We start from the raw sequence: 25,881 nt of genomic DNA, 5'->3' as shown, positions 1-25,881 counted from the left end.
GTAAACCTGATGGAACTCATCAGCTTTACTTATCAAAAGTCCAAGTTACAAGCAAGCCAGAGGATTTGATATGAATTTCCGCGATCGCTTGCCTAAATTTGCGATATTGCGGTTACTTATACTATTTCTATATGAAGCTGCACAAAACCAACCTTGATATTTAGACATCTCCGAAAATGAATGTAGAGACGTTGCAATGCAACGTCTCTACAAAGGTTTCAGGTAAAGCATAATTAATTTCTGGAGATGTCTAATGTAAAGGGGCTGAAGCCGCTTATATAGCAATACGCTTGGGTTAAGACTAAAAACTAAAACTGGCGTATCTTGGGTTTCGTTCCTCAACTCAACCTTGTATCTTAGAATAAGTGGTAGACCGTCCCAAGGGTATTACAACCTTATATATAACGGCGTGGGGGACAAAAAATATTCCAAGCAATGCCCATAACAGTTTTCAAGACAATCGCCACAAAGATTTGCGCTTACCTAATGAAAAAGCTATAGGACTCCTATTTGATTTTTGAACAAAACTCAGTACAAATGTATCCCTCTTTTTTTCCCAATTCCCAATCCACGCAAGTAAATTCAGGAATCAAACCGGATTCCTATAAATGTGTTGTAGTTTATTTAAATAACTCCAAACATTCATTTTTTAAAATGCCTTTGGTGACTTTAATGCTTCTAAATGATTTAGCGATTACCTCTTCACAAGATAGATTAATTTGTGATTGATTTATCGAGATTAAGTCTTGAATTGAAGCACCATATACAATTTCTGATAAACCACTCCAAACACAAGCAGTTGCACACATGGGACAAGGTTCGCAAGTTGTATATATACTATAACCTTCTAAAAAATGGTTTTTAAGTTTAGCTGTTAAACTACGAATAACATTGATTTCAGCATGGGCTGATGGATCGTTGTCTCTGATAACAGTATTATGAGCTACGGCAACAACTTCGTTATCTTTAACAATCACAGCACCGTAAGGTGTATCTCCTTCTTTTGCTTGCGCCAAAGCTAAACGCATAAAATATTCTGGAATCATAGAAAGTGAGGTTAATATAAGGATAGTGATTAATAATATCGTATTTCTGATGCTATAACTGGGAATTAAGATTAGTTAATAGTCGAATATGTTATTGAGCAGACAAGAAACAGAATTCTACTTAAAAGACCTAGAAACACCAATAGGTAAGGCGATTAATTTAACACTTGCCGCTTTGGTACTATTATCATCAGGAATTTTTGTCGCAGAAACTTATAATATTCCTGATTCTGTGCGATTTCAATTACATCTAGTCGATACTGCGATCGTTATCATATTCGCGGTGGAATATTTACTCCGTTTGTGGAGTGCAGAAAACAAAATTCAGTATGTTTTTAGCTTTTATTCGATTATTGACCTAATGGCAATTTTGCCATTTTTTATAGGGATGGTGGATATTAGCTTTATCCGGCTACTGCGATGGTTTCGGATTTTACGATTAATCAGGTTTATAGATAGAAGATTTTTATTCGCTACTATCAGCACTGAAGATGGCATGATCTTTGCGCGGATATTATTTACATTATTTGCAATTGTTTTTATTTATTCTGGCTTAATATATCAAGTAGAGCATCCGGTTAATCCTCAAAATTACGGGACATTTTTGGATGCATTCTATTTCTCTGTTGTCACAATGACAACTGTGGGATTTGGCGATGTTATTCCAATTTCTGAATTAGGACGTTTGCTAACGGTATTGATGATTTTCACAGGAATTGCACTGATTCCCTGGCAAGTGGGGGATTTAATTAAGCAAGTTGTGAAAACTGCTAATCAGGTAGAAATGGTTTGTTCCAACTGTGGATTGGCTTTCCATGATATAGATGCTGGGTTTTGTAAAAGGTGCGGGACTAAGTTACCTAGTCACAGAGTTGATTGAAATGCGATGCCTACGGCGGTATATAGTGCTAATTACCGGGTAGTTCGAGAATATAGTCAATGCCTAACCTCAACGTCATTTCAGAATATAAAAGCTTTGGTGGCAAACTCGGCTTTTACAGTCATTTCTCCTCAACCTGTAATGGTGAAATGCGTTTTGCTGTTTATCAACCACCACAAGCAAATCATAAACCTGTGCCAATTCTCTATTTTCTCTCTGGGTTGACTTGCACGGAAGAGAATTTCATGGTTAAGGCGGGGGGAGTGCAACGCTTTGCGGCTGAGTACGGCTTGATGCTGGTTGCGCCAGATACAAGTCCGCGTAATACTGGCATTGCAGGCGAGGATGATGACTGGGACTTTGGTACAGGTGCAGGCTTTTATGTTGATGCTACAGAAGAACCGTGGCGTAAAAACTACCAAATGTATAGTTATGTTGTCCACGAACTACCTGCTTTGATTAACGCAAATTTCCCAACCCAACCTGAAAAACAAGGTATTTTCGGTCATTCAATGGGGGGACATGGGGCGCTTGTCTGTGCGATGAGAAACCCAGAACTTTACAAATCAGTATCAGCCTTTGCACCTATCACTGCACCTATGCGTTGTCCTTGGGGACAAAAGGCTTTTGGTGGTTATCTTGGCAAAAATCAAGAAAGTTGGCGTGCTTATGATGCTAGCGAATTAGTCAAACAAGTAAGATATCACAGTTCAATTCTCATTGACCAAGGGACTGCTGATAAATTTTTAGCAGAACAATTACTACCGGAAGTGTTTGAGAAAGCTTGTGCAGATGTTAAGCAGCCGCTAAACTTGCGTTACCAAGAAGGCTATGACCATAGTTATTATTTCATCGCCAGTTTTATTGAAGATCATATTCGCCACCATGCAATCGCTTTATTGATTACAGCAGTTTTCATCTATTTAAACCCCACGTTTCTATTTTGATTTTTGAACAAGAATACGAGAGAATGGGCAACCGGAATCAAAGTCCCCCCATTTATCGGGGGATCTAGAGCTTTTGATACCGACAAGAGGACTTTTTAAACATCCTCTAAAAGAGCAGTTATGATTCTCACAATCATTGCACCCCATATCTTCATCCTTTCCAGGATCAAGGGGAATTCTTGGCGTTTAATAAGTCGTTAAGCGGACATAATATTTAGTTAAACGGTGATACATGACACATATATAATTAGTTGAGCTTTATTTTTGAGCAATAAATATGAATAATTTTGTGCCTTCTCAGCGTAGAAAAGACTATATCATCCTTTTAATAATTTGGCTGATAGCATTAGTTATAGATAGAACTTGGTTTTTATTAGATAATTCGATTCCATCCTACGATCAAAGCGCACATTTAACGACAGCATTACATCATTATAGAATTTTTCAAAACTTTAATATCTTCTCAGGAAATTGGTGGTTATCTCTGTGGCAATTAACTCCAAGTTATCGCGCTCCTTTTTTATATATTTGCACTGTACCATTCTTGATGTTGTTTGGGCGTGGATATGACCAGGCTAGTTTGGTCAACTTATTATATACTGCAATGATTATACTTTCAGTATATCATTTAGGTAACTTTTTATTTAAAAACCGAAAAACTAGCATAACTGCCAGCGTATTTTGTTTATTATTTCCTATTTTAGGAATAATCAGAACAGATTATTTATTAGATTATGGGTTAACAGCAATTGTTCTAGTAACTTTCACAATTTTGACAATTTGGAAAGATAGTTATGTTGGGTTTTTATCATGGGGGTTAACTCTCATATTGGGCGTAGGGATAGGTTTAATATTGTTGACTAAACCTACAGGATTTATTTTTATTTTAGTTCCTAGTATTTGGACATTAATTAGTTTTATTATAAAACGTAAATTCATTAAGCTAATACAAGCTTGCTTGTCTTTGATGATAGCTTGGTTAATTTGTGGTTTTTGGTATAGCTTAAATTGGTTAACAATTATTACATCGGCATTAAACGCTAACCAAGTTGGAAAAGGGGAAGGCGATCCTTCTGCCACAACTATTGCTGGATGGTTATTCTATCCAAAGATGATCCCAGAAAGCGTTGGTTTACCAATATTATCTGTGAGTATTGGAATTTTATTGGTTTATCTTATTAAATATAAATTTACTACTAGTTTAATTCCCATATCTCTCCATAAATCGGCTCGAATTTGGTTATTAGTTACTTTAGTAAGTAGCTATATAATTTGTACTTTGGGTACAAATAAAGACATTAGATTTATTCTGCCATGTTTCCCTATCATTAGTTTAATATTGGCGGATTTATTTAACTTAATTGAAAATATATATTTTGATAGGCTGAGATTAGCAACTCTGGTATTAAGTAGTGTATTGTTAGTCAATAATTTGTTTCCCTTACCCCTAATTCAAGCATGGGGTGGTAAACATTTGCCTAATAATGATGGCAACAAATATCCCTTGGATCAACTGATAAATAAAATCATTGAAAAAAATATATATTTAAGATCAACTTTAGGGGTAATTCCTGTTTCTACATCTCAAATAAATGAGTTTACTTTAGATTATTTTGGCGCATTAGCAGATTTTCGCGTATATGGCAGAAAATTCACATATAATTTATCTCAGGCAGAGGAGGATTTACAATATTTTTCTTGGTATGTCACTAGAGATAATGAACCAAACCAACCAGGAGATAATGGAGAGATTAAACGGAAATTAAACTCTTTAGTTAAATCTTATACTGATTTGAAATTACAGGGCGATTGGATATTGCCTAATGGAGATAAACTTCGATTATATAACCGCAAGAATCCTTATGTAATTGTTCAAAAAATCAGCAATACTGAGTCTGTAATTAGTCTAGAAAAGGTTGCGATTTCTCAACAATTAATTTTAGATAAAAATAATCCAGTAACATATCAAATAACAGGTTCATGGGATGATTTGCAAAATGGTATTTTACTATTAAAATGGCAAAATACCCAATCATCTTGGGATCACGATCATGCCATTGGGTTGGGAAATTTATACTGTGGTATCAAATGTCATCCTGAAGGAACTTTCCAGGTGAAAGAATCCTTAGCCACATTTATTCCTAAAACGTTACCAGTAGGAAAATATCAGCTATCAGCACTATATTTAGATAGAAGAACCAATAAAGTCACATCTTTAAATATTCCAGATATTACTGTAGATGTGACAGATGTAGGAACAGCAGAAAAATCCCCACCTCTAGATTTCGTTACTCGAACTTCACAACTAGCACAAGAGTTGCAACAGGGTAAATTAAATAATATCTTTGCACAGATAGATAATTTCAATCTATACGATCCTACTCAAGATTATTTAAAACAGATTACATTTGCGGCTAATTATCATCTGCAAAGAGAGCCAAATAACTTAAATTGGCGTTACACTCTAGTCTTATCACAACTTTTACAGCGCCAAGTCCCAGAATTAATCCAAAATTTAATAGAATTAACTAAATATGATGCTAAAAATCCTTACGCATGGCTTTATTTAGCTGTTGTTTATTTATATGACTTTCAACCTGCACAAGCTGAACAAAAATTAGCGATCGCAGAACAATTAAAACCAGATATCCCAGAATTAAAAACTTTAAGGCAAGTAACAAATATTATGAAATTTTTGCCATTAATCCATTTTTGAAAGATCAGCAAAGAACAAAATAATATAGAAGTCTTATTTGATTTGGGAAAAATAGGGACTTGCAAAGAAAAAAATGCGCTTTATTTCGTTGAAATTAGCCGTTCCATCGCTGAGTGCATAGCAGTCAACCGCCGGACAATCTGATCGATCTCCAAATCTAATATGCTGTAATCAATGACTGCTTGACGAACAGGTGTATGCCCTTGATTGACAGTTAGTTCTTGTATTCGCGCTGTACGCAGTGCTTGCAGGTGCGGTTGGATTTTTTGCAGTGTTTCTTCCAAGCTAGGTAAGGGCGGTGGGGTAATTTCCAGTTGTACTGAATCAGCTAACTGCTCTAACATTAGCGAAACTTGACGGACAAAAGTTTCTAATTCCGGTAGTGGTACTGTTCCTCGAAAATGTTCGAGATGCACTGCTAAAACTGTCACGGAGTTAGTAAAACGTCCCATGTACACCAACAGCGTCATCACTGGTTCTACTAATTCTTTGGGCATTTGGGGTTCGCGCAGCAATCCTTGAAATGAGGCTTGAGCGTTGCCAATTGCCAATCCCGTTTGTCGCCGTTGACTGATAATGGTGGAGTCATGCTCTTTTGTTCCTTGGTAAACAGCCATCACATCCCAAAAGTACTTGTGACATTCTCGCAGTGCAGTGGCGAGTTGGCTGGGTAAGCGATCGCGTTCCCGATTCGGCAATATAAAGTAATGGCTTGCAAAAGCCAGTCCCGCCCCAATTAATGTATTCAAGACACGAAAGCCAGCAAATTGCCAACCAATGGGATTACCAATATCGATAATTAGTAAGACAAATATTGATAAGAAAATCACTGAATAGCCATAGTTGACACTGATTAGGGAAATGCCAAAAAATACTGTCAGCAAGATGATGATGTCTAACACAGTCTTACTGGTGATGGTTGCAACTAAAATAGCTGCTAACACGGCTCCTAATATCGTCCCGCCAACTCGCTGAAAAAACCTCTGGAAAGTTGCACCCAAGTTCGGTTTCAGGACTAGGATGCTTGTTAGTGTCACCCAATACCCCATTGGTAAATTAGTAATGCTATATATAATTACGCCGACAGTGAGAGTTACACTAATGCGGAGAGCATGACGAAAGATTGCTGAGTCTAAAGTGAGGTTGTCTTTGAGTAAACTTAAGAGCGATCGCTGTTCATCTTCAACTACAAGAAGTTTATCTACATCTCGGCGACTCATCTTGTTATGTTCTACCAGAGATTTAACTGTCTGAGCTGTATATTGCAACTGCTTAATCAGTTTTTCTATCATCAGCACCAGGTTAGTGAAAGCAACGAGGGTTGTGTAGTCTGTCTCACTCCCAGCAATTGCTTTTCTTTGCAGACTTTCTTGTTCTTTTAGTGCCTCATAAATGCGGTTAAGATTTCCCAAATCGATGCTAGCAGGCTTGCGAGATATGACTTTCGCTATGGCTTGCAGAATCACTGATATTTGTTCGAGTGCATCGTCTACTAATTGCTGAACTGCCTGATATTGCTGTTGTTTGAAGTGTGTTTCTAGTAACTCTGTTAAGGCAATAACCGAGCCAAGCAAGCGATCGCCATCCTGAATTAGTACCAATAACTGCTCATCCATCCAACTCCGAGCCGGCTTTCCGATCCGTCCAGTACCTAAAATAGTCCGTGCTGTCTCTAACGCCTGTCTAATTTCGAGAATATTTTCAGGTGTTGTAACTTTACCGAGAAATGCCTGAATGTAGTTGGCGATTCCACTGAAGCAGCCAGCCAAAGCTATCCGTAGCGGGTCATAAGGTCTAAAAGGCCACATTACTAAAGAAAGTAACATCGCCCATCCACCTGCAATTAGACATAGCAGCGATCGCATGAGTGCAGCTTCCAGATTTCCTGGCTGTGCGATCGTCGAAATAAATGATACCCCTACAACCAGACCGACATTTGCACCAGCGTTACCATACATCGACGCAAAACCTGAAGCAAGTCCCCAAAGAAATGTCAGTACTACAGATAATCCTAGAATTTTAGCGACTAGAGTACCCACAAATACCGAAACAGCCATTCCCAAAGTAGCCGCCACCATAGCCTTAGCTTTGATCTGGTAAGGACCACCAACATTTGCTAAGTTGACAAAGTAAGCCATTAAACCGACAAATAATCCGCTTTCCCTTTGGTTGATGAGTTGCCCAATTAGCATCGGAACTCCCAACGCTAATGCAGCTCGCAAGCCGTTGGATATTGCTGGTTTTCCTGGCTCTGGCTGGATCAGAGACCTGAGAAAATTACTTCGATTCAACTGCATTGTTTTTGTTAACAAAACAAAATTTTTATTTGGATTTTTTTAATATTCTTATACATTTAGATTTATTCTAATTCATCGTGGGCAAGTGAGAGCTTTTCCAGAAAGTGAATATTAGGATGCACTTTTGCTACTTTATCATTGACAGAATGATTGCCAACTAAGCTTCACAGTTGTATATCCCAGAGATTGCTAAAACTGTGTAACCAATTTTAGCCAAAGTTATGCTTGAGATAATTTGAAGTGACCCGAATAATTTGCCCTCATTCGAGTAAAAACTAAAAACGGCGTTTTTTGAAATGAAGTATGAATTTGATCTGTCTCTAATTTAAAACCATTTTTTAGGGGCAATTCATGTAACTGCGAATGCGTCTACATGAATTGCCCCTAAAAAATCATCCGATTGTGCAAAATAAATTAGTTGAACAATCAAGCAGTCAGAATATAAGGCGAGTCGATCGCCGCTACACGACCAGCATCTACCAAAGCTTGGTATACCATCGCCGCTACCTCAGCGCGTGTAGCATCACGGGTAGGATTGAGTTGTTTGAGGTTCGGGTGATTGACAATAATCTCCTTGTTTATAGCTTTTACTACCTCATCCTTGGCATATTCAGGAATCTTGGCTTGGTCATCGAAAGCTTTAATAGATGCTGTACCATCAGCAGATAGCCCCAACCCATTGACTAGAGAGACAATCACTTGCACGCGCTGAATATTCTTGTTCGGGCTGAAAGTATTGTCAGGAAAACCAGAGAGAAATAAACCTTGATATGCCTGCTGAATAACCTTAGATGCCCAGAAATCTGCGGGTACATCTTTGAATTTCACCACGGGGCGGTTTGGCGATGGGTTGAAAGCTTTTACCAATAATGCGGCGTATTGTGCCCGTGTCATCGTAGCATCGGGTTTGAAGGTGCGATCGGGGAAACCATTAACTATGCCCAATTTGACTAATTCTCGAATAAACCCACCTGCCCAATGATTACTAATATCGGTTAATTCGATAGTAGGTGTTGGGGTTGGGGTTGGGGTTGGTGTGGGTGTGGGTGTTGGGGTTGGGGTTGGGATGGGGTGTGTGGGGTGGGTTGGGGTTTGGGTGGGGGTGGGTGTTGGGGTCGGGGTTGGGGTTGGGGTTGGGGTTGGTGTTGGGGTTGGGGTTGGCGTTGGCGTTGGTGTTGGGGTTGGGGTTGGTGTCGGTGTTGGCGTTGGTGTCGGCGTGGGAACCGAACTATCTGCAAACTCTATGCTTCCCGCGACTTTAGACGCATCTATTTTATTTCCTATAGAAACCAGCTTGTTGGAACTGGCATTTTGCAAATCAAATTTACCGTTATTGCGTAAAGTATTACCTCCTAAGTTATTAGTACTGCCGATATCCGGTAGGGCAGTTCCAATTACTGTGATACCATCATCAGTGTTATTTTCACTGACATTGTTACGTAATAGAGGACGGGCACTACCAGAGATGACAATCCCAGAACGGTTTTCGTAAATTTTGTTATCTCGAAGGATGGGTGATGCAGTATCACTAATTGCGATGCCAAAACCTGTTTTGACGCAGGTATTACCTTGAATTTGACCTTTGGAATTTTTAGCGATCGCAATTCCATTGGCTGCATTCTCACTGAAAAAATTACCTAAAATAATTGGGTTCGCCTCACCTGTAGCAAATACTCCCTCCCGCTTACAGTTGGTGAAAGTGTTATTAGCAACAGTAGGAGCAGTTGATTCAATCCAGACACCACTACCACGGCTAGCCAGATTTGTTACAGTTACCCCCCTGAGTTCGGCTTTATCCAACAACACAAATGTGACATTCTGACCAGCGAAAGTACGGCTCAAATAGGTACCACTGCCTTCAATCAAAATCCCCTTGCCAGTGTTTGTTTCATTACCCAGCACTGTCACACCAGATGGAACCGTTAGCGGAAAGATTTCACCGCTAGCAGCATTGTAATTACCATCTGCCAGTTGAATCTTGGTTTCAACAGTAGCTACCTTGAGGGCTTGGGTAATAGTTTTGAATGGGGCTTGTTGGCTACCAACGTTGGTATCGCTACCTGATACTGGATTTACATAAAAAGTTTGAGCCATATTTATACTTCCAAAAAATACATAGCTATCTTAGCGCTAACTATAAAGGTGGGTAGCGATTGATGCATTAAGTAACTTAAAGTACTCCTCACTGCAAAGTGAAAAAATTATGCATATATGCTGTGCCAGCAAAAAAGGACTAGAGCCACTTACTACAAGTTTATTGCAACAATATTACATTGCAAAACACATGGTTTGATTTATTCCCACTGGCTTACTTAGGTGTTTTGCTTGCTTTTTCAAATCACTGTATTTTCTGTTGCTTTGGTAATGTAGCGAAGAATTGAATCAAAATCTTGACGAATTTTAGCAAGTTGTCTTACCCAAGTGTTAGAAGCAGCAATTGCACTTTCTTCTTGTTGACGTGCGGCCGTAATTTGCTTGTCAATCTCGCCGTAAACTTGTAATTCTACTTCTGCAAGTAGATTTTCTATTTGACTTTCAAGATTTTTCGCAATGGCAATAAACTGGCTTCTAATCTTTTGACGTTCTTCAGCCATTTTATCTTGTCTTTCTGCTTCTTCTTGCATAGAATGGGCATCTAAACCAGCACCAACTACTGATAGTATCGGTCCGAGAACGATAGTAAAATTAGCAAGATCCTTAGCAATGCCAACAGCTTGCCAAGGTTTGAAATCCACACCAATAAATTTTCCTACACCATAAACTACATGATGGAGATTGCTACCTGCTACATTCGTGGCATTTAAAAAACCTTGGCCACTAGAAGCAACTCTACCAGCAGTAAATTTATCCCAAGGGACTCCTAACACATCAGCAATTTTTTGTAGCGCCTCAACTTGACCTTGCAGCCGTTCACCACTTATATTATTATCAATATTTTTAGCAGATACTTTTTGAGTATTTTCTAAGCAAGTTATAAATGTTTTTGCAAGGTTGCTCTGCAACACTTTTTTAACTTCTTGGGTAATCTCCTCGACTGCCTTTTCTACAACTATTTTAAGTTCTTCTATAGCAGTATCATAATAGTTTTGCACATTTAGAGCAATTTGAGTGTTTAGTGTTTCAAAATCTTCCTTAGTCGTGATTCCAACAGAATTTGCTAACTTAATTCCCTCTTTAGAAATCGCAGAGGACATTTCTAAGCCTATACTTTGAAATTTTGTTCGCAAGCGTTCTCTTTCCTTACGGAGTGTTCGAGATAATCGTGTTAGTACTTCTAAAAAAGTAGCATCTTGATCAGAATTGCGCGCAAAGCTTAATTGGGCTTCATCTACAGAAGCTAAAACAATTCGTACTGGTGTATCAAAACGAGCAAGTGCAGCGCGGCGTTCAACAAAATTATTTAAGCCATCAATAAAAGTTTGAAACCGACTGATTTCGAGGAGAAAATTATCATCTTGATCTACACCGTCACAATAATCTTTTGCATCGATAAAACAGACTAGAAATTCATCAAGACTATAGGGCTTAAGTGCATCTGCTAAACTTTTGCGATAATTAGCAATTTTTTGCGCTTCCTCGCCTGCTTCATCAGACATTTTATTGATAAGCAGCATCATTTTCCAGCGATAACCCTTATCATAAGCTAGCTTCTTGAAATTTTCTACTGTGATCGAATCAAAAAGCATATAAGTGAGGCTGAAAACTAATAAATCAGCTTTATTAATTGCCTCATAGGTAATTTCATCATGGTCTTGACGGTCTGTAAATAGTCCTGGCGTATCTATTACTTTGATACTATTCCAGTCATAGGTAGCAGTAACATCAGTTGCAATGTCAGAATCGATTTTAATATCTCGTCGTCCTGTAAGTGCAGAAATAGTTGTAGATTTACCTGCGTTATATTGACCAACAAAAGCTACCGTAAGAATCCCATTCTTACTATATTCTTTAACTTCATCACGTAGTTTATGACGAATAGCTGCAAATTCAGGATGATTAGCTTGAGCTAAAATTTTATCAAAATTGATACAGGTATTTTTGAATTTGGCAGCGATTTCAGCAGCTTTAAATGTTTGGTCTAGAGTCATTTTTTATTTTCTCCTAATTATTTTTATACTTAGCTTTGCATGAATATTTATTTAATAGATATTTCTGGCAAAATAATATAAACGTCTTCTTGTAAAACTCTGTTAATTGTTTCTTGGTTTTTTTTGAACTTCAATTCAAATTTTGTTCTAATTTTTATGCTTCGTCCAAAATCTCGTTCTACTTTACCAATATTTTTAATAATATTTTCATCTGTTAATACTTCGTATTTATCAATACACCAATCAATAATACGCTTGGCATAAGCACGATTAAGATAATTTGCAGAGCTATCTAATTGACTTTTAGCTTTTGCAAGTTGCTTACTCAATTTTTCTATACTTTGAATCAATTCATCAAAGTAGTTGTTAATATTAGCTGCTATAGTATCACAGTAGCCACTAAATTCTTCTTTGGCTTTTTCAAGGGTTTTTTGTTGATAGATTTGTAATTGATTGTTTAAAGATTGGCTAATCTTTGCTGCTGCTTCACGTTGCTTCTCCTTTTGAGATTTCAAAAAAGTAGTAATTGCACTAATAACAGTACCAATTGTCATAATAATCCCAAGTGGAGGTGCTGCGAAAAGCATTGTAATACTTGTTGCAAAGCCTACTATAGTAACCCCAATACGTAACATATCTTTAAATTTAATACTACTTTGCTTATTAAAATTGAAATTTTCTCCTCCTAACCTAGCTATTAATTGAAATTCAGTACCAATTTCTTCTAGTAATTCTTCAACTTCATGATTGAACTTTTTTCCATTTTTTTCAAAAGCATTATTTAATCTATCTTGAAATTTTAATATTGTCAGCCTATTTTCCCATTTCAATTTTAACTGATTTTCATCAGCATCCCAATTTTCTTCTGCGAAAGGTTGAATTGTATCGAATACGTCTTTAAAAACTGTTTTAATTTGCTGTATTAAATATTCGTGATTATCTCTAGATGCTTTTGTAATTCCCTCTTGAAACTTATCACGCATGTTTTTCAAGTTATAAGTTAATTTTTGATAAGTTTCTAATTGCTCAGTTACCCATTTGTTAGGCTCTTCAATTGCACCAACTGTAGAACCAAGTAAAGTTTGAGAACGTCTAATTACTCCATGCTCAACTAAAGACACCCTAATAGCATCAAGAAAATCCTGCATACGGCTTGCTTTAAATAGTTCGTCTTTATATTCTTGATGCTCAATTTCTCGTGACATTTGTGCAGCCAAAAGCATCACAGGAATAATATCAAAGTAGTCGTTAGCATAATGCTGATTGGCGTAGTGACGTATGCGTTCAATATGTCCATTTAAACAGTTTGTACTATTCATTACAAACAATTTGCCTGAGTCTTTTAAAAAATTTTCTAACCTTCGAGTATCCCGAAGATTCTTCTTAATGTTAAGTAATATAATTAGGGGTTTAACTTTTTCTTTTAAAATTTGTAAAAATTTAAATTCAGTTGACTGAATGCTGTCATCTGTGACTACATAACAAATAACATCAGATTCTTCGATAATACTCTCAGCAATTTCTTCATCACTTTTACCACTAGGCGCACCAATTCCAGGAGTATCGATAATCCGAATATTTTTCCACTCATAAACCCGATTAAAACGAGTGGTACGCTGTTTACCTACACCAATAGCATCCCAACCATCACCTGTAATAATCGCGTGGAGAGTACTTTTACCGGCTTTAGTTTTACCTATGAAAGCTATACTAAAATGCTTTAAAGCACGTTGTTTAGCACGCAGCGATTCACGTACTCTTTCAAGCTCTTTTAGAGTTTTAACCGTCAGCTCGTTTTTTGTACTCTCAAGCTGTTTTGCTACTTCTTCCGCATTATTAACTTTTCCTTTAGTATTTCTTCTTTGGTCTATCTCTTCAGTATATTTATCAAGATTTTTAGCTAACCCTGCAAGAGCAGAATAAGCACTTTGGAGAGAATTTTCTGCATATTTATAATCTTCATTTGCTATGATCGTACATCGCTGGATTGCATCATCATATTCTGGGCCTACTAATAATATCTCCTTCCGCAGTTTCCCAATTTTATTTCCAATATTTTCAGGAGCAGCTTTTGCTAAATTATCTACTAATGCACGAGATAAAACCGAATCTATCCCCTTTAAAAGACGCGCACCAACAGATAATTCTGATTTGTCTCTATTGTAACTATCGAATTGAATCGTGTTAAGCTTTTCGGTTTGTTCAAGCAACCTTTCAATTTCTGAATTTGGCCAGTTCCAAATTTTTGCAACATGGTCTACCATATCCCGTTCCAATGGTGAAAAATAACCATCAATATAGGCAATAGCTATCATCTGTCGCATTGCCTCACTTTGCTTAAGTAGCTGGATTTGACGTGCTACATTCTCAACAGATATAAAGTTTTCATCTTGACTCAATATTTTCTCCATCTCTTCGATGGTGTATGTTCCCATATTGGTGTTGTGTGCTAACTGTCGTAGCGCCTTTGCTTCTTCAATGTGAATCTGCTCATCAGCGCACACCATGTGTGTAAGGAGTAAAAATTGGTAGTTTATTTGCTCAGAGGTTAGCTGCGACATTATTACCCTAAGTGCGAATTCTAGACTAAGGATAAGAAACAAGTATTACTTTAAACCTCAGAAAATATGCTTAGATTATTTTTGAATACTTACACAAGCTACTTCTAAAAAATAAATTATCCAGTAGGGTAAGCAAGGATCTTAAAGAGCCAAATTTTAAGGAACTTGGAGAATCTCTTCTCCGTAAGTCTTAAAAAAACGAGAAGCAGGGAGAAGATTTTCCCCTCTGCCTCTCTACCCTAATTCCTTCTTAATAGGGCCACTTCCAATCACGAATTTCCGGCACATCGTCGCCGTACTTCTCAATGTAGTGCTTGTGTTCGATCAGCTTATCTTGCATCTGCTGTTTCACATAAGCTGCGCTAGATCCTAGTTTGGGCACGCGATCGATTACATCAATTACCAAATGGAAGCGATCTAGATCGTTGAGAACAACCATATCAAAGGGAGTAGTGGTAGTTCCCTCTTCCTTGTAGCCACGCACATGGATGTTTTTATGATTAGTGTGGCGATAGGTTAGGCGATGAATCAGCCAGGGATAGCCATGAAAGGCAAAGATAACGGGTTTGTCGGTGGTGAAAATTGTGTCAAAGTCTTTTTCACTCAAACCGTGAGGATGTTCGGTTTTTGGCTGAAGTGTCATCAAATCGACTACGTTCACTACCCGCACTTTTAAATCTGCGAAGTGCTGACGCAGGATATCTACAGCCGCCAAGGTTTCTAAGGTTGGAACATCCCCAGCACAAGCTAGCACTACATCTGGATCGCCGCCTTCGTCGTTGCTTGCCCATTCCCAAATGCCGATGCCTTTGGTGCAGTGCTTGATGGCTGCATCTATGTTGAGATATTGCAGTGCTGGCTGTTTTCCAGCAATGATGACGTTAACATAGTTGCGGCTTTTGAGACAATGGTCAGTTACCGACAGCAGAGTGTTGGCATCAGGGGGCAAATAGACGCGAACAATCTCGGCTTTTTTGTTAATTACATGGTCGATAAAACCAGGGTCTTGGTGAGAGAAACCGTTATGGTCTTGTCGCCAAACGTGAGAGGTGAGTAGGTAATTGAGAGAAGCGATCGGTCTACGCCAGGGAATATGTTTGGTAGTTTTCAACCATTTGGCGTGTTGGTTGAACATAGAATCAATGATGTGGATGAATGCCTCGTAGCAAGTGAAAAATCCGTGGCGACCTGTGAGAAGGTAGCCTTCTAACCATCCTTGGCAAGAAGTTTCGCTGAGAATTTCCATCACCCGACCGTCGGGGGAAAGGTGGTCATCTTCGGGGTAAATCTCGGCTTCCCAAACCCGGTTTGTAACTTCTAACACCGGATCTAGACGATTCGATGCTAATTCGTCGGGGGCGAAGATGCGGAAATTGCTACTTTCTTGGTTAAGTCGCATGATATCCCGCAGGAATTTGCCGGTCACTTTGGTAGCTTCTGCGATCGCTTTCCCTGGTTCAGTGACATCTACAGCATAGTCTTGAAAATCGGGCATTTTCAGGTCATGCAGCAAAATACCGCCGTTAGCGTGGGGATTATCACCCATACGCCGATGCTTTTTGGGGGCTAGTTCTGCTAGTTCAGGAATCAGTGTGCCGTTAGCGTCGAAGAGTTCTTCTGGTTTGTAACTCTTCATCCAATCTTCTAGGAGTCTCAGGTGGTCTGGCTGTTTAGCTATATTACCAAAGGGAACTTGATGCGATCGCCAAGAACCTTCGGTTTTTTTACCATCCACTTCCTTGGGCCCTGTCCAACCTTTGGGGGTTCGCATGACAATCATCGGCCACTGGGGACGTTCAGTGAAACCATGTACGCGGGCTTCCCTTTGGATACTTTGAATTTCGGCGATCGCTGTTTCTAGAGTCGCCGCCATCTGCTGGTGAACATCTGCGGGATCTTCACCTTCTACAAAGTATGGTTTGTAGCCGTAGCCTACAAATAAACTCTCCAACTCATCATGGCTAATCCGTGCCAATGTCGTTGGGTTAGCAATTTTATACCCATTCAGGTGCAGGATCGGCAGTACAGCACCATCACGTACCGGGTTAAGAAACTTGTTGGAATGCCAGCTAGTTGCTAAAGCGCCTGTTTCAGCTTCACCGTCACCCACAACAGCAGCAACGATTAAGTCAGGGTTATCAAAGGCAGCACCATAAGCGTGGACGAGGGCATAACCTAGTTCTCCGCCTTCGTGAATCGAACCAGGAGTTTCCGGTGCTACGTGACTGGGAATACCACCGGGAAAAGAGAACTGTTTAAAAAGTTTCTTGATTCCTTCAGCATCCTGGGAGATGTTGTGGTAATACTCGGTATAAGTGCCTTCCAAGTAAGTGTTGGCTACTAGTCCAGGTCCTCCATGACCGGGCCCAGCAATATAGATTGTGTTGAGGTCATATTTTTTGATGACCCGATTCAGATGAACATAGATAAAATTCAGCCCTGGCGTTGTTCCCCAATGCCCTAATAGTCTGGGTTTGACGTGTTCCAGCTTTAGGGGTTCTCTTAGTAGCGGATTGTCGAGTAGATATATTTGTCCAACGGAAAGATAGTTAGCTGCACGCCAATAGGCGTTGATCTTCCGTAATTCTTCATCTGTTAAAGGCTTTGTTTGTGGAGTCGTTGCTAATGTCATTATCGACACTCCATTACAAAAAGGATTTTGGCGAACTCATCAGTAAGTAATTATACTTTTTTTCCAGATGATGGCCATCTACCTATGATGAATGAATTTTTCCAGCCTTTGTTATCATCAGATTCCTTCGCTCTATGTATAGGATGGACAGGTGATGAATTATGAGTTATGACGATACTGAAAAGCAAGATAGAATGCGTAAAATAAGAGCGTATAAATTACGAATTACATTCGCGTAGCATCTCGTAGAGAGAAACGAGCGTCACTATGAATTACGAATAATGAAATATTATCCGCTTGAAAAATCTGTTGAGCAGTTAATTAATTACCTAATTATTTATTTCCAATAACCCAGGTGGTGGCGTAATTTCAATACGATTAGATTTCAAGTCTACGACTGGTGCGATCGCTTCCACAAATGGAATCAAAACAGTCTTTTGCTTTTTGTCATTTGTCATTTGTCCTTTGTCAGTGGTAAAAGATGGGTGTAATTTTACTTCTAACAAATCATTGCCGGCGGCGATGATGTCTACCACCGTACCAACGAGTTCGCCAGATGCTTGCATGAAGACTTCCACGCCAATCAAATCGAGGACATGATATTCATCTTCGGCTAATTGGGGGCGATCGCTTGCTGGCACCATTAACTTACAACCACGCAACGTCTCCGCCTGATCGCAAGTTTTCACACCAGCTAATTTGATCACATACAAGTTTTTGTTACTGATATAACGTCCTGTTAATAATTCGATTGGTTGTGGTTCTGTGCCATCTAAACGCAACAACCAACGTTTTCCCGGCACTTCAAATCTTTCGGGAAAGTCAGATACAGGATAAACCTTTAATTCTCCAGACAATCCTTGAGGGGAAACAATCTTACCAATTTCTAACCAATTATCGAGATTGGGGACTGGGGATTGGGTATTGGGAACTACGGGCTGGGGATTAGGGACTGGAGATTGGACATTTTGAATTTTTGAATTTCCTCCTACTCTCTTGCCCCTCTGCCTCTGTGCCTCTGTGCCCCTCTGCCCCTCTAAACCTCTGTCTCCGATCTCTTTATTAGCTTTTTCGTGTTTCATTTCCATTTTTCCTACTAGTACAACACGGCGGAAATAAACCACCCCTTCTAAATCAATGAAATGCTTACACTGTATTCATTTTTAATTTTTAATTCCGCCTTGCGGTACTAGGCAGTCACCGCCGCACCTTTATAAGCTTCTTCAGCCACTTTTGCTAAACGTTGCATAGCAGTGGCTATCTCTTCATCTGTACCTGTGAGGCTGATACGGAAACATTGATGCTTGTGCGCCCACTCTTCATCTAAACCGGGGAAGAAGCTACTTCCTGGGACAATAATCACACCTACTTGCTTAACTAGCTGGTAAAATTCCCAATCACTGATGGGTAAATCTTGTAACCACAACCAAGCAAAAATTGCCCCTTCACCGCGATGAAGGAACCAAGGTAAATTCTTGGGCATCGCTTGTTCTAAGCTGGTTTCTAAAACGGTAAACTTATTTTGGTAAAAGGGACGGATGACAGTGTGAGAAATTTCCACTAAAGCGCCAGAGTTGATTGCAAGAGCTGCGATCGCTTGGCCGTAACGTGAAGAATGGAGACCAATATTTGCCTGGAAACACTCCAGTACCTCAATCCACTTTTCATCCCCAATGGCAACACCAACCCTTTCTCCTGGTAATCCCGCTTTCGATAAACTCATGCAGTGGAGGATGTTATCGCCAAACACTGGTGTCATTTCGGTAAAGTTCAATGCTGGGAAGGGAGGCGCATAAGCTGAATCAATTAACACGGGTAGATTGTAAGGCGCAGCTAAAGCAGCAATCTTTTTCACCTCATCCTCAGTGAGGACATTACCAGTGGGATTACAAGGGCGAGAGAAGAGGATACAACCCGTATTTTCTGAAATCGACAGTTGGCTGAAGTCGGGGCGATATTTAAATCGGTGGGCGGCTTCATCAATATCGAGAGTCGGTTTGTAGGCAGTTAAAGCTTTTGGAACTAAGGAGAGGCCGCCGTAACCTGTGTAGTCAGGGCTGAGGGGCAAAACGATTTGTTTTAACTCGCCGCTAGGGGTATAGCCACCGAAGCTATTCACAGCGTAGAAGTAGAGGGTTTGACTACCGGGGGTGATGAGAATATTGCGATCGCTTAAGTTTAACCCGTAGCGTTTGTTAAAGTCGTTAGCGATCGCTTGAATTAATGGTGCATAGCCCTGACTTGAACCGTAACGACAAACTACCTCACCATATTCTGGACTAGCCAAAAGCTGTGCAGTACAATCCCGCCATAACTGCTCTACTTCTGGCAAAATCAAAGGATTACCAGCACTCAAATTAATAAATTGCTGCCCTGCACCCCCTCTTAATGTCTCGATAATATCCTTCATGATTGCTCTTACGCCAGTCAGGTTGGACATTTGAGCGCCAATTTGAGTTAGGGCAGGGTTCATAAGCTGTGACAAAATAATGTATTAATCGAGAGGTGGACAAATTATTTGGGGGTTACTGCTGACATCTAGTTTACATCGTTGCCAAAACAGCTGTCGCCGCCTTAACCAATCTAGCGAGAGAATGATATTTTAACAAAGTCAGGACTTACACAAAAAATAGCCTAAACTTTTATTTTCCGATAGGGTAATTCATGTAGACGCAAAGCGGCTACATTACGAGTTCTCCAACGAGTACCCGCAGGATATTGCCTTACCGCGTGTAGTTTTGCGTAAGTCCTAAAAGTGAAAGAATTCCCGTCTTCAACCACGGTGGAGAACGTCAAATAACTATTAACTATATATAGGAGGGGCTGAGGTTGCAAGTTAAAGCAGCAGTGGCTTACAGCGCAGGTAAGCCGTTAACGATTGAAACCGTTCAACTATCGGGGCCACAAGCTGGCGAAGTGTTAGTTGAGGTAAAAGCCAGTGGGATTTGCCATACCGACGCTTTTACCCTATCTGGTGACGATCCCGAAGGTTTATTTCCGGCTATTTTGGGGCATGAAGGCGCTGGTGTGGTCGTAGAAGTAGGCGCTGGTGTCACCAGTCTCAAACCAGGGGATCATGTGATTCCCCTATATACTCCCGAATGCCGCCAGTGCGAATATTGTCTCAGCTTCAAAACTAATCTTTGTCAAGCCATTCGCTTAACTCAAGGACGCGGTGTCATGCCCGATGGCACCAGTCGCTTTAGCATTGATGGGCAGATGATTCATCATTATATGGGTACATCCACTTTTGCCAACTATACGGTGCTGCCGGAAATCGCCCTGGCAAAAATTCGAGAAGATGCCCCATTTGAAAAGGTTTGTTACATTGGCTGTGGTGTTACTACTGGTATTGGCGCAGTTATCAATACTGCCAAAGTGGAACCAGGATCAAATGTAGTGGTTTTCGGCTTGGGTGGTATTGGCTTAAATGTCATCCAGGGAGCGCGGATGGTAGGGGCGAATATGATTGTCGGGGTGGATATTAATCCCAGCAAACGCGCTTTGGCGGAAAAGTTTGGGATGACGCACTTTGTCAATCCCCAGGAAGTAGAGGGTGATTTAGTTCCCTATCTGGTTGACTTAACAAAAGGCGGTGCTGATTACAGTTTTGAATGTATCGGTAATGTCAAAATTATGCGTCAAGCATTAGAATGCTGTCACAAAGGTTGGGGTGTCAGCGTGATTATTGGTGTTGCTGGCGCTGGACAGGAAATCAGTACTCGTCCTTTTCAATTAGTAACTGGGCGCGTTTGGAAAGGTTCAGCATTCGGAGGTGCGAGAGGGCGTACAGATGTGCCGAAAATTGTTGATTGGTATATGCAAGGCAAAATAAATATTGATGATTTAATTACCCATGTGATGCCGATTGAACAAATTAATGATGCTTTTGAATTGATGCACAAAGGTGAATCAATTCGGAGTGTGGTGACTTTTTAGCTGTTAGATTCAAAGCTTTTTCTCAAAATAAAATTAACAGTAGGGAAGTATATCTGTCAGTTGTGTTAACTTAAGCTAAAACACAAGATAAAATCTTGTGTTTTAGCCTAAATAAAATTTCAAAATTCCAAAATTAAAGCTTATTTTTTCGCTAACAACTCTGAGCTAAACCTCGTCTACTTTGAGAACCGTAGTTTTGTAGGTTGGGTGCAGCGATCGCGTAACCCAACATAAATAAGATGGTAATGTTGGGTTGCGTTTCACTCCACCCAACCTACATAAATATATCGTTTAAAAAACTCTAGGTTTCAACATAGATGAGGTTTAGATATAAATAAACTTAACCATATCATCGTAAATCGAGTAAACTCAAGCCAAGCGATATCTCCGATAGATTACGCTACATAACACTCTGAGATTGTTTGACTTTACTCACGATGACATCACTTATTTTTCAATATATCATTGTGGTATATTTTTGCATTTATTCAACTAAAAATTAATCAGTTGGTTGTATGTAAATAGCATAATGTGTCTAGTAGAATCTTTCTCTCAAAATAGTACAGCTTGGTCAAAATAACTATCCAGTCGATTTTTGAAATTATTTTCATAACCTATGCAATAAGTATCCATGAGCAAAACTAGTGATGACGAAATATTGTTGCACAACCAAACTTGGCAGCGTGAGCGGCAAATTATAATCCGTTTGTCTTCTTTAAACTATCGAACTGGTGAACTAGGTAGCTATTTGCATAATATTGCCTGTGGAGTCAGCGAACTTATTGGAGTTGATTGGACAGTTGTTACTTTTTGCCAGGAGGGGTTTGAAACGGTTCTAGCTAGTAGTCTTGAAATGGGCGAGGGTGAACATATTTATTCACTACATGGTTTATTAACTGGTACTGTTATTCAAATGGGTCACTCATTAGCCGTGAAAGATGCTCAAAAACACCCAGAATATGGACAGGCTCCAGAAGGTTATTGTGCATATTTAGGCATACCACTGCGGACTGCTGAAAACAAGGTAATTGGCACTATCTGTTCTTTTCATCACCAACCGCGTGATTTTACAAAAGAAGATATCCAAATAGTGGAATTGTTTGCTGAACGAGCCGCAACAGCAATTGACAACTATCATCTTTATCAACAACAGTGCAAATTTAATCATATTTTAGAAGCTGAGGTAGAAAAACGCACCGCAGAATTACAAGCAACCCAAGCCAAGCTTTTAGAACAGGAACGATTGGCAGCTATTGGTGAATTCGCCGCCATGATTGTGCATGAAATTCGTAATCCCTTGACTACAATGATTATGGGATTAAAGTATTTCCGAAAAAGCATTTTAACAGAATCTGCTCAAGAGCGATTGGCGTTGGCATTGAGCGAAGCTAGCCGTTTGGAGCGTCTGCTAAGTGAAATTTTGCTATACGCCAAGCCCCAAGTATTGCAGCTTTGTGAGTTAGATGTGAATGAATTCATTCATGAATTGCTGGCATACATTCATGAAATGCCAGAAGCTCTGGAACGAAAAATTGAATTTGTTCCGGTGTTACCTATAGTAAAAGTTTTAGGGGATAAGGACAAACTTAAACAAGTATTTATTAACATTATTCGTAATGCTTGTGAGGCAGTTGCACCAGGAGATATTGTTAAATGTAAAGTCGATTGTTCCCATATAAATAAAGTCTATATTAATGTTCACAATGGCGGTGAACCAATTCCATCAGAATTTCTAAGCAAGCTTTCTCAGCCATTCTTCTCCACAAAACCTTGTGGCACTGGTTTAGGGCTTGCTATTACCAAACGCATTGTCAATGCTCATAATGGAGAACTATCAATCTGTTCTGACCTCTTAACAGGTACTACCGTGAGTGTTCAATTACCTGTAGTTCCTTGATATCAAGTACTTCTTCTGCTACGGTTATCCTATTTAGGATTGTGATACATAGAATTGCATCACTTCATGAGAAAAATCGATAAATGCAAAAATATCAACTCAGCCCAAAAAACTGGTCACAAGAAATTTACATTAAAGCCTTAAAGAAAGCAGCATACGCACATCAAGGTCAAAAAATGGCAGGTTCAGAAATACCTTACCTTATGCACTTGAATCTTGTGAGTATGGAAGTAATTGCAGCCCTAAGTGTGGAAACAGAACATGATGGAAATCTTGCTATTCAATGTGCTATTTTGCATGACACAATCGAAGATACTAATACAACGTTTGAGGAAATCAGAATTGAATTTGGTGAATCAGTAGCTAATGGTGTACTTGCACTGACTAAAGATGAAAATTTAGCAAAAAATCTCCAAATGGCAGATAGTTTACAAAGGATAAAAAAGCAACCAAAAGAAATATGGATGGTGAAATTAGCAGATAGAATTACTAACCTGCAAGCACCACCACATTATTGGACTCAAGACAAAATTATTCGATATCGAGAAGAAGGTATTCAGATTTATGAAGCTTTGCAGGATGCAAGCCCATTTCTTGCTTCCCGCTTGGCAAAATTAATTGAAGATTACAAAGCATTTATCAATTAAATAGTCTTTTGTGAGTCAAATCACACTAGCAACCTAAGCACTGCAATAACATGATATTCATGCATAAATTCTTACATACAAAATGATGGAATTACTTGAACTAATGTTGGTGCTAGCTACAGTAGTTGGTGTTACAGACGGAAACACAATTTTAGTTAAAAATAATGTCGGACAAACAATTCCAGTCAGGCTAGCGTGTATTAATGCACCAAAAGCGGCTGGACAGGTGTATACTTTAGCAGCGACACAAAGGTTAAAACACCTACTACCACCTAAAACTCCTGTTGTGATTAGAAGCATAGAACAACTCGAAAATGGTCGTACAGTTGGTGAAGTGTTTGTGGATAATCGGTCAGTAAATCTCCTTTTGGTAGAGTCAGGTAATGCTGTCGTTGACAGAGAATCTTTACAAAATTGCTACGAAAGCAAAACCCAATATTTAATTGCAGAAGCCAATGCTAAAAATAAGCACCTGGGATTGTGGCAGCAATCAAAGATGCAATTGAAGTTTCATGAAAAATAATATCAAATCAGGTTGTTCGGGAGGAACCCCAGATGTAATTGATATCAGATACCCGACTTTTTAAAGAAATCGGATATCTGGATAATACGAATTTTTACCAATCAGATAGCTATGATTGCTTTTTTAATATCATCAATCAATTCATCAATCCTTGATTGTGTAGTGTTCCAAGAACACATAAAACGTACTCCTCCCACACCGATAAATGTATAAAACTGCCAGTTATTTGCTTTTAAGGTGTGAATGACTTGTTCAGGTAATTTCACAAATACGGCGTTGGCTTCTCTGGGAAACATCAAGTCAACGCCTTCTATATTTAACAGTTTATTTTCTAAATATTCAGCACATTGATTAGCATGTCTAGCATTTTTTAGCCAAGCACCAGTTTCTAATAAACCCAACCAGGGAGCAGAAATAAACCGCATTTTTGAAGCTAACTGACCTGCTTGCTTACATCGATAATCAAAATCTTCTGCTAACTCTTTGTTGAAGAAAAGAATTGCTTCACCTAATGCCATTCCATTCTTAGTACCACAAAAGCACAATACATCTACTCCAGTTTTCCAAGTAATTTCAGCAGGGCTTTTATTCATAGCGGCAACTGCATTTGCAAAACGAGCGCCATCCATGTGAATTTTTAAATTATACTTTTTCGCTACTTCTTTAATTTTTAGAAGTTCTTCAATAGAATATAAAGTTCCTAATTCAGTTGATTGGGTAATACTAATAACTTTAGGCTTTGGATAATGAATATCAGTGCGTCTAGTGACAATTGCCTCTATAGATTCTGATGTTAACTTGCCATTTTTCCCTTGAGCGAGTAAAAGTTTAGAACCATTAGATGCAAACTCAGGTGCGCCACATTCATCTGTTTCTATGTGAGATGTTTCATGGCAAATCACACTGTGATATGACTGACAAAGGGCAGCTAAAGATAAAGAATTTGCGGCTGTACCATTAAAGGTGAAAAATACTTCACAATCAATTTCAAAGAGTTCTCGAAAATAATCTGTTGCTTTTTGAGTCCATTCATCATTCCCATAAGCTGGAACACTACCCTGATTTGCTCTAATCGTATATTCCAGTGCCTCTGGACAAATACCAGAAGAATTATCACTTGCAAACTGTTCTAAGTTGCTACTCATAATCTCTACTTTGATTTTTCTTAGTAATTATTACAATATTAGTAAATATTTTTTGTATTTGACAACTACAAGATTTAGGAAAAATATTATTAATATCTCAAATTAGATAATAACTCTGCTAATAGTAATCAATTAAATATAGCGGTTCCCAATTGCATGGAATACAAACCTAACCCCCAGCCCCTTCCCTTCAAGGGAAGGGGAGTAAGATTCAAAGTCTCTTTCCTTTTAGGAGAGAGGTTTGGAGAGAGGTAAAAACTGTACTGTACCCAAGCAAGAACCGCTATATTTGTAGAGCAATTGTAAATTATTTTTAAATAACTATAATACTAGCTTTTAAGATAAGTTAGTAGTTCGCAAAATTTGAATTTCAAAAATAAAATTGCTATATCTTACATTAAACGGTTAATCATTTATTGGCTTTTGTTTGAGTAGTTATAGCCTCTAATAGGATGAATATACTATTAAATGGATTTGCTAATGTCCACAGAAAACTGGAGTTTTAGTTTCTCTTTACTGAGACATTAAGTTACTACGGTGTATTTCTCAGCTTTGGGTTGAGG

General features: G+C 39.0%; 16 protein-coding genes. 7 read left to right on the top strand and 9 right to left on the bottom strand.

The annotated features are described in order from the left end of the window. Nucleotides 1-620 precede the first annotated feature (620 nt). Entirely contained in the window at nt 621-1,046 is a 426-nt protein-coding gene (locus tag GJB62_RS25490; protein WP_114085190.1) for a nucleoside deaminase, read from the bottom strand. Between the two features lie 88 nt (nt 1,047-1,134). Here GJB62_RS25490 and GJB62_RS25485 point away from each other — a divergent pair, with 88 nt between their 5' ends. The 3 genes from GJB62_RS25485 to GJB62_RS25475 all read left to right on the top strand — a co-directional run bounded on the left by GJB62_RS25485 (nt 1,135) and on the right by GJB62_RS25475 (nt 5,589). Further along, nucleotides 1,135-1,926 carry an ion transporter gene (locus GJB62_RS25485; protein WP_114085189.1) on the top strand — a complete coding sequence of 264 codons (792 nt, stop codon included), beginning with the start codon at nt 1,135-1,137 and terminating at the stop codon, nt 1,924-1,926. A gap of 59 nt (nt 1,927-1,985) precedes the next feature. Next, complete coding sequence (gene fghA / locus GJB62_RS25480; RefSeq protein ID WP_114085188.1) at nt 1,986-2,873, top strand: S-formylglutathione hydrolase; 888 nt, start codon at nt 1,986-1,988, stop codon at nt 2,871-2,873. Between the two features lie 277 nt (nt 2,874-3,150). Beyond that, nucleotides 3,151-5,589, top strand: coding sequence for a hypothetical protein (locus GJB62_RS25475; protein WP_114085187.1), 2,439 nt, complete (start codon nt 3,151-3,153; stop codon nt 5,587-5,589). A gap of 80 nt (nt 5,590-5,669) precedes the next feature. Here the strand turns inward: GJB62_RS25475 and GJB62_RS25470 are convergent, their stop codons facing one another. From GJB62_RS25470 to GJB62_RS25440, 7 genes are all read right to left on the bottom strand, one after another. Further along, nucleotides 5,670-7,886 carry an FUSC family protein gene (locus GJB62_RS25470; protein ID WP_114085186.1) on the bottom strand — a complete coding sequence of 739 codons (2,217 nt, stop codon included), beginning with the start codon at nt 7,884-7,886 and terminating at the stop codon, nt 5,670-5,672. Between the two features lie 426 nt (nt 7,887-8,312). Beyond that, nucleotides 8,313-9,980 carry a DUF1565 domain-containing protein gene (locus tag GJB62_RS25465; RefSeq protein ID WP_159402574.1) on the bottom strand — a complete coding sequence of 556 codons (1,668 nt, stop codon included), beginning with the start codon at nt 9,978-9,980 and terminating at the stop codon, nt 8,313-8,315. 239 nt (nt 9,981-10,219) lie between these two features. After that, on the bottom strand, nt 10,220-11,974 hold the full coding sequence (locus tag GJB62_RS25460) for a GTPase (RefSeq protein ID WP_114085184.1): 1,755 nt from the start codon (nt 11,972-11,974) through the stop codon (nt 10,220-10,222). Nucleotides 11,975-12,021: 47 nt separating this feature from the next. Continuing rightward, nucleotides 12,022-14,535, bottom strand: coding sequence for a GTPase (locus GJB62_RS25455; RefSeq protein ID WP_114085183.1), 2,514 nt, complete (start codon nt 14,533-14,535; stop codon nt 12,022-12,024). A gap of 250 nt (nt 14,536-14,785) precedes the next feature. Further along, a complete protein-coding gene (locus GJB62_RS25450) occupies nt 14,786-17,167 on the bottom strand; it encodes a phosphoketolase family protein (protein ID WP_114085182.1) in 2,382 nt (793 codons plus the stop codon). A 329-nt stretch (nt 17,168-17,496) separates the two neighbouring features. Next, entirely contained in the window at nt 17,497-18,249 is a 753-nt protein-coding gene (gene rimM / locus GJB62_RS25445) for a ribosome maturation factor RimM (RefSeq protein ID WP_114085191.1), read from the bottom strand. Between the two features lie 107 nt (nt 18,250-18,356). Then, nucleotides 18,357-19,640 (bottom strand): valine--pyruvate transaminase, encoded by a 1,284-nt coding sequence (locus GJB62_RS25440; protein WP_114085181.1) that lies wholly within the window; start codon nt 19,638-19,640, stop codon nt 18,357-18,359. Nucleotides 19,641-19,996: 356 nt separating this feature from the next. Here GJB62_RS25440 and GJB62_RS25435 point away from each other — a divergent pair, with 356 nt between their 5' ends. From GJB62_RS25435 to GJB62_RS25420, 4 genes are all read left to right on the top strand, one after another. Next, complete coding sequence (locus tag GJB62_RS25435) at nt 19,997-21,106, top strand: S-(hydroxymethyl)glutathione dehydrogenase/class III alcohol dehydrogenase (RefSeq protein ID WP_114085180.1); 1,110 nt, start codon at nt 19,997-19,999, stop codon at nt 21,104-21,106. A gap of 631 nt (nt 21,107-21,737) precedes the next feature. Next, nucleotides 21,738-23,003: a GAF domain-containing sensor histidine kinase gene (locus tag GJB62_RS25430; protein WP_114085179.1), complete on the top strand. Its 1,266-nt coding sequence runs from the start codon at nt 21,738-21,740 to the stop codon at nt 23,001-23,003. Between the two features lie 83 nt (nt 23,004-23,086). Next, a complete protein-coding gene (locus GJB62_RS25425) occupies nt 23,087-23,650 on the top strand; it encodes an HD domain-containing protein (protein WP_114085178.1) in 564 nt (187 codons plus the stop codon). Nucleotides 23,651-23,732: 82 nt separating this feature from the next. Next, a complete protein-coding gene (locus GJB62_RS25420; RefSeq protein ID WP_245246006.1) occupies nt 23,733-24,173 on the top strand; it encodes a thermonuclease family protein in 441 nt (146 codons plus the stop codon). A 101-nt stretch (nt 24,174-24,274) separates the two neighbouring features. Here GJB62_RS25420 and GJB62_RS25415 read toward each other — a convergent pair whose 3' ends face one another. After that, the gene (locus GJB62_RS25415; RefSeq protein ID WP_114085176.1) at nt 24,275-25,318 is read right to left on the bottom strand and encodes a low specificity L-threonine aldolase; all 1,044 of its coding nucleotides are present in this window, start codon (nt 25,316-25,318) and stop codon (nt 24,275-24,277) included. Nucleotides 25,319-25,881: the final 563 nt, after the last annotated feature.

Source organism: Nostoc sp. ATCC 53789 (genome assembly GCF_009873495.1).
Lineage (GTDB): Bacteria > Cyanobacteriota > Cyanobacteriia > Cyanobacteriales > Nostocaceae > Nostoc > Nostoc muscorum_A.
Note: the sequence above shows the minus strand (reverse complement) of the source record. Positions and strands in the feature narration are given on the sequence as shown.

Bases quoted from the DNA above. Each gene is read 5' to 3' on its own strand.
- rimM (WP_114085191.1), bottom strand. From the start codon at position 18,249: ATGAAACACGAAAAAGCTAATAAAGAGATCGGAGACAGAGGTTTAGAG.
- GJB62_RS25475 (WP_114085187.1), top strand. From the start codon at position 3,151: ATGAATAATTTTGTGCCTTCTCAGCGTAGAAAAGACTATATCATCCTT.
- GJB62_RS25450 (WP_114085182.1), bottom strand. From the start codon at position 17,167: ATGACATTAGCAACGACTCCACAAACAAAGCCTTTAACAGATGAAGAA.
- GJB62_RS25465 (WP_159402574.1), bottom strand. From the start codon at position 9,980: ATGGCTCAAACTTTTTATGTAAATCCAGTATCAGGTAGCGATACCAAC.
- GJB62_RS25420 (WP_245246006.1), top strand. From the start codon at position 23,733: ATGATGGAATTACTTGAACTAATGTTGGTGCTAGCTACAGTAGTTGGT.
- GJB62_RS25460 (WP_114085184.1), bottom strand. From the start codon at position 11,974: ATGACTCTAGACCAAACATTTAAAGCTGCTGAAATCGCTGCCAAATTC.
- GJB62_RS25470 (WP_114085186.1), bottom strand. From the start codon at position 7,886: ATGCAGTTGAATCGAAGTAATTTTCTCAGGTCTCTGATCCAGCCAGAG.
- GJB62_RS25455 (WP_114085183.1), bottom strand. From the start codon at position 14,535: ATGTCGCAGCTAACCTCTGAGCAAATAAACTACCAATTTTTACTCCTT.
- GJB62_RS25430 (WP_114085179.1), top strand. From the start codon at position 21,738: ATGAGCAAAACTAGTGATGACGAAATATTGTTGCACAACCAAACTTGG.
- GJB62_RS25490 (WP_114085190.1), bottom strand. From the start codon at position 1,046: ATGATTCCAGAATATTTTATGCGTTTAGCTTTGGCGCAAGCAAAAGAA.
- GJB62_RS25485 (WP_114085189.1), top strand. From the start codon at position 1,135: ATGTTATTGAGCAGACAAGAAACAGAATTCTACTTAAAAGACCTAGAA.
- fghA (WP_114085188.1), top strand. From the start codon at position 1,986: ATGCCTAACCTCAACGTCATTTCAGAATATAAAAGCTTTGGTGGCAAA.
- GJB62_RS25415 (WP_114085176.1), bottom strand. From the start codon at position 25,318: ATGAGTAGCAACTTAGAACAGTTTGCAAGTGATAATTCTTCTGGTATT.
- GJB62_RS25440 (WP_114085181.1), bottom strand. From the start codon at position 19,640: ATGAACCCTGCCCTAACTCAAATTGGCGCTCAAATGTCCAACCTGACT.
- GJB62_RS25425 (WP_114085178.1), top strand. From the start codon at position 23,087: ATGCAAAAATATCAACTCAGCCCAAAAAACTGGTCACAAGAAATTTAC.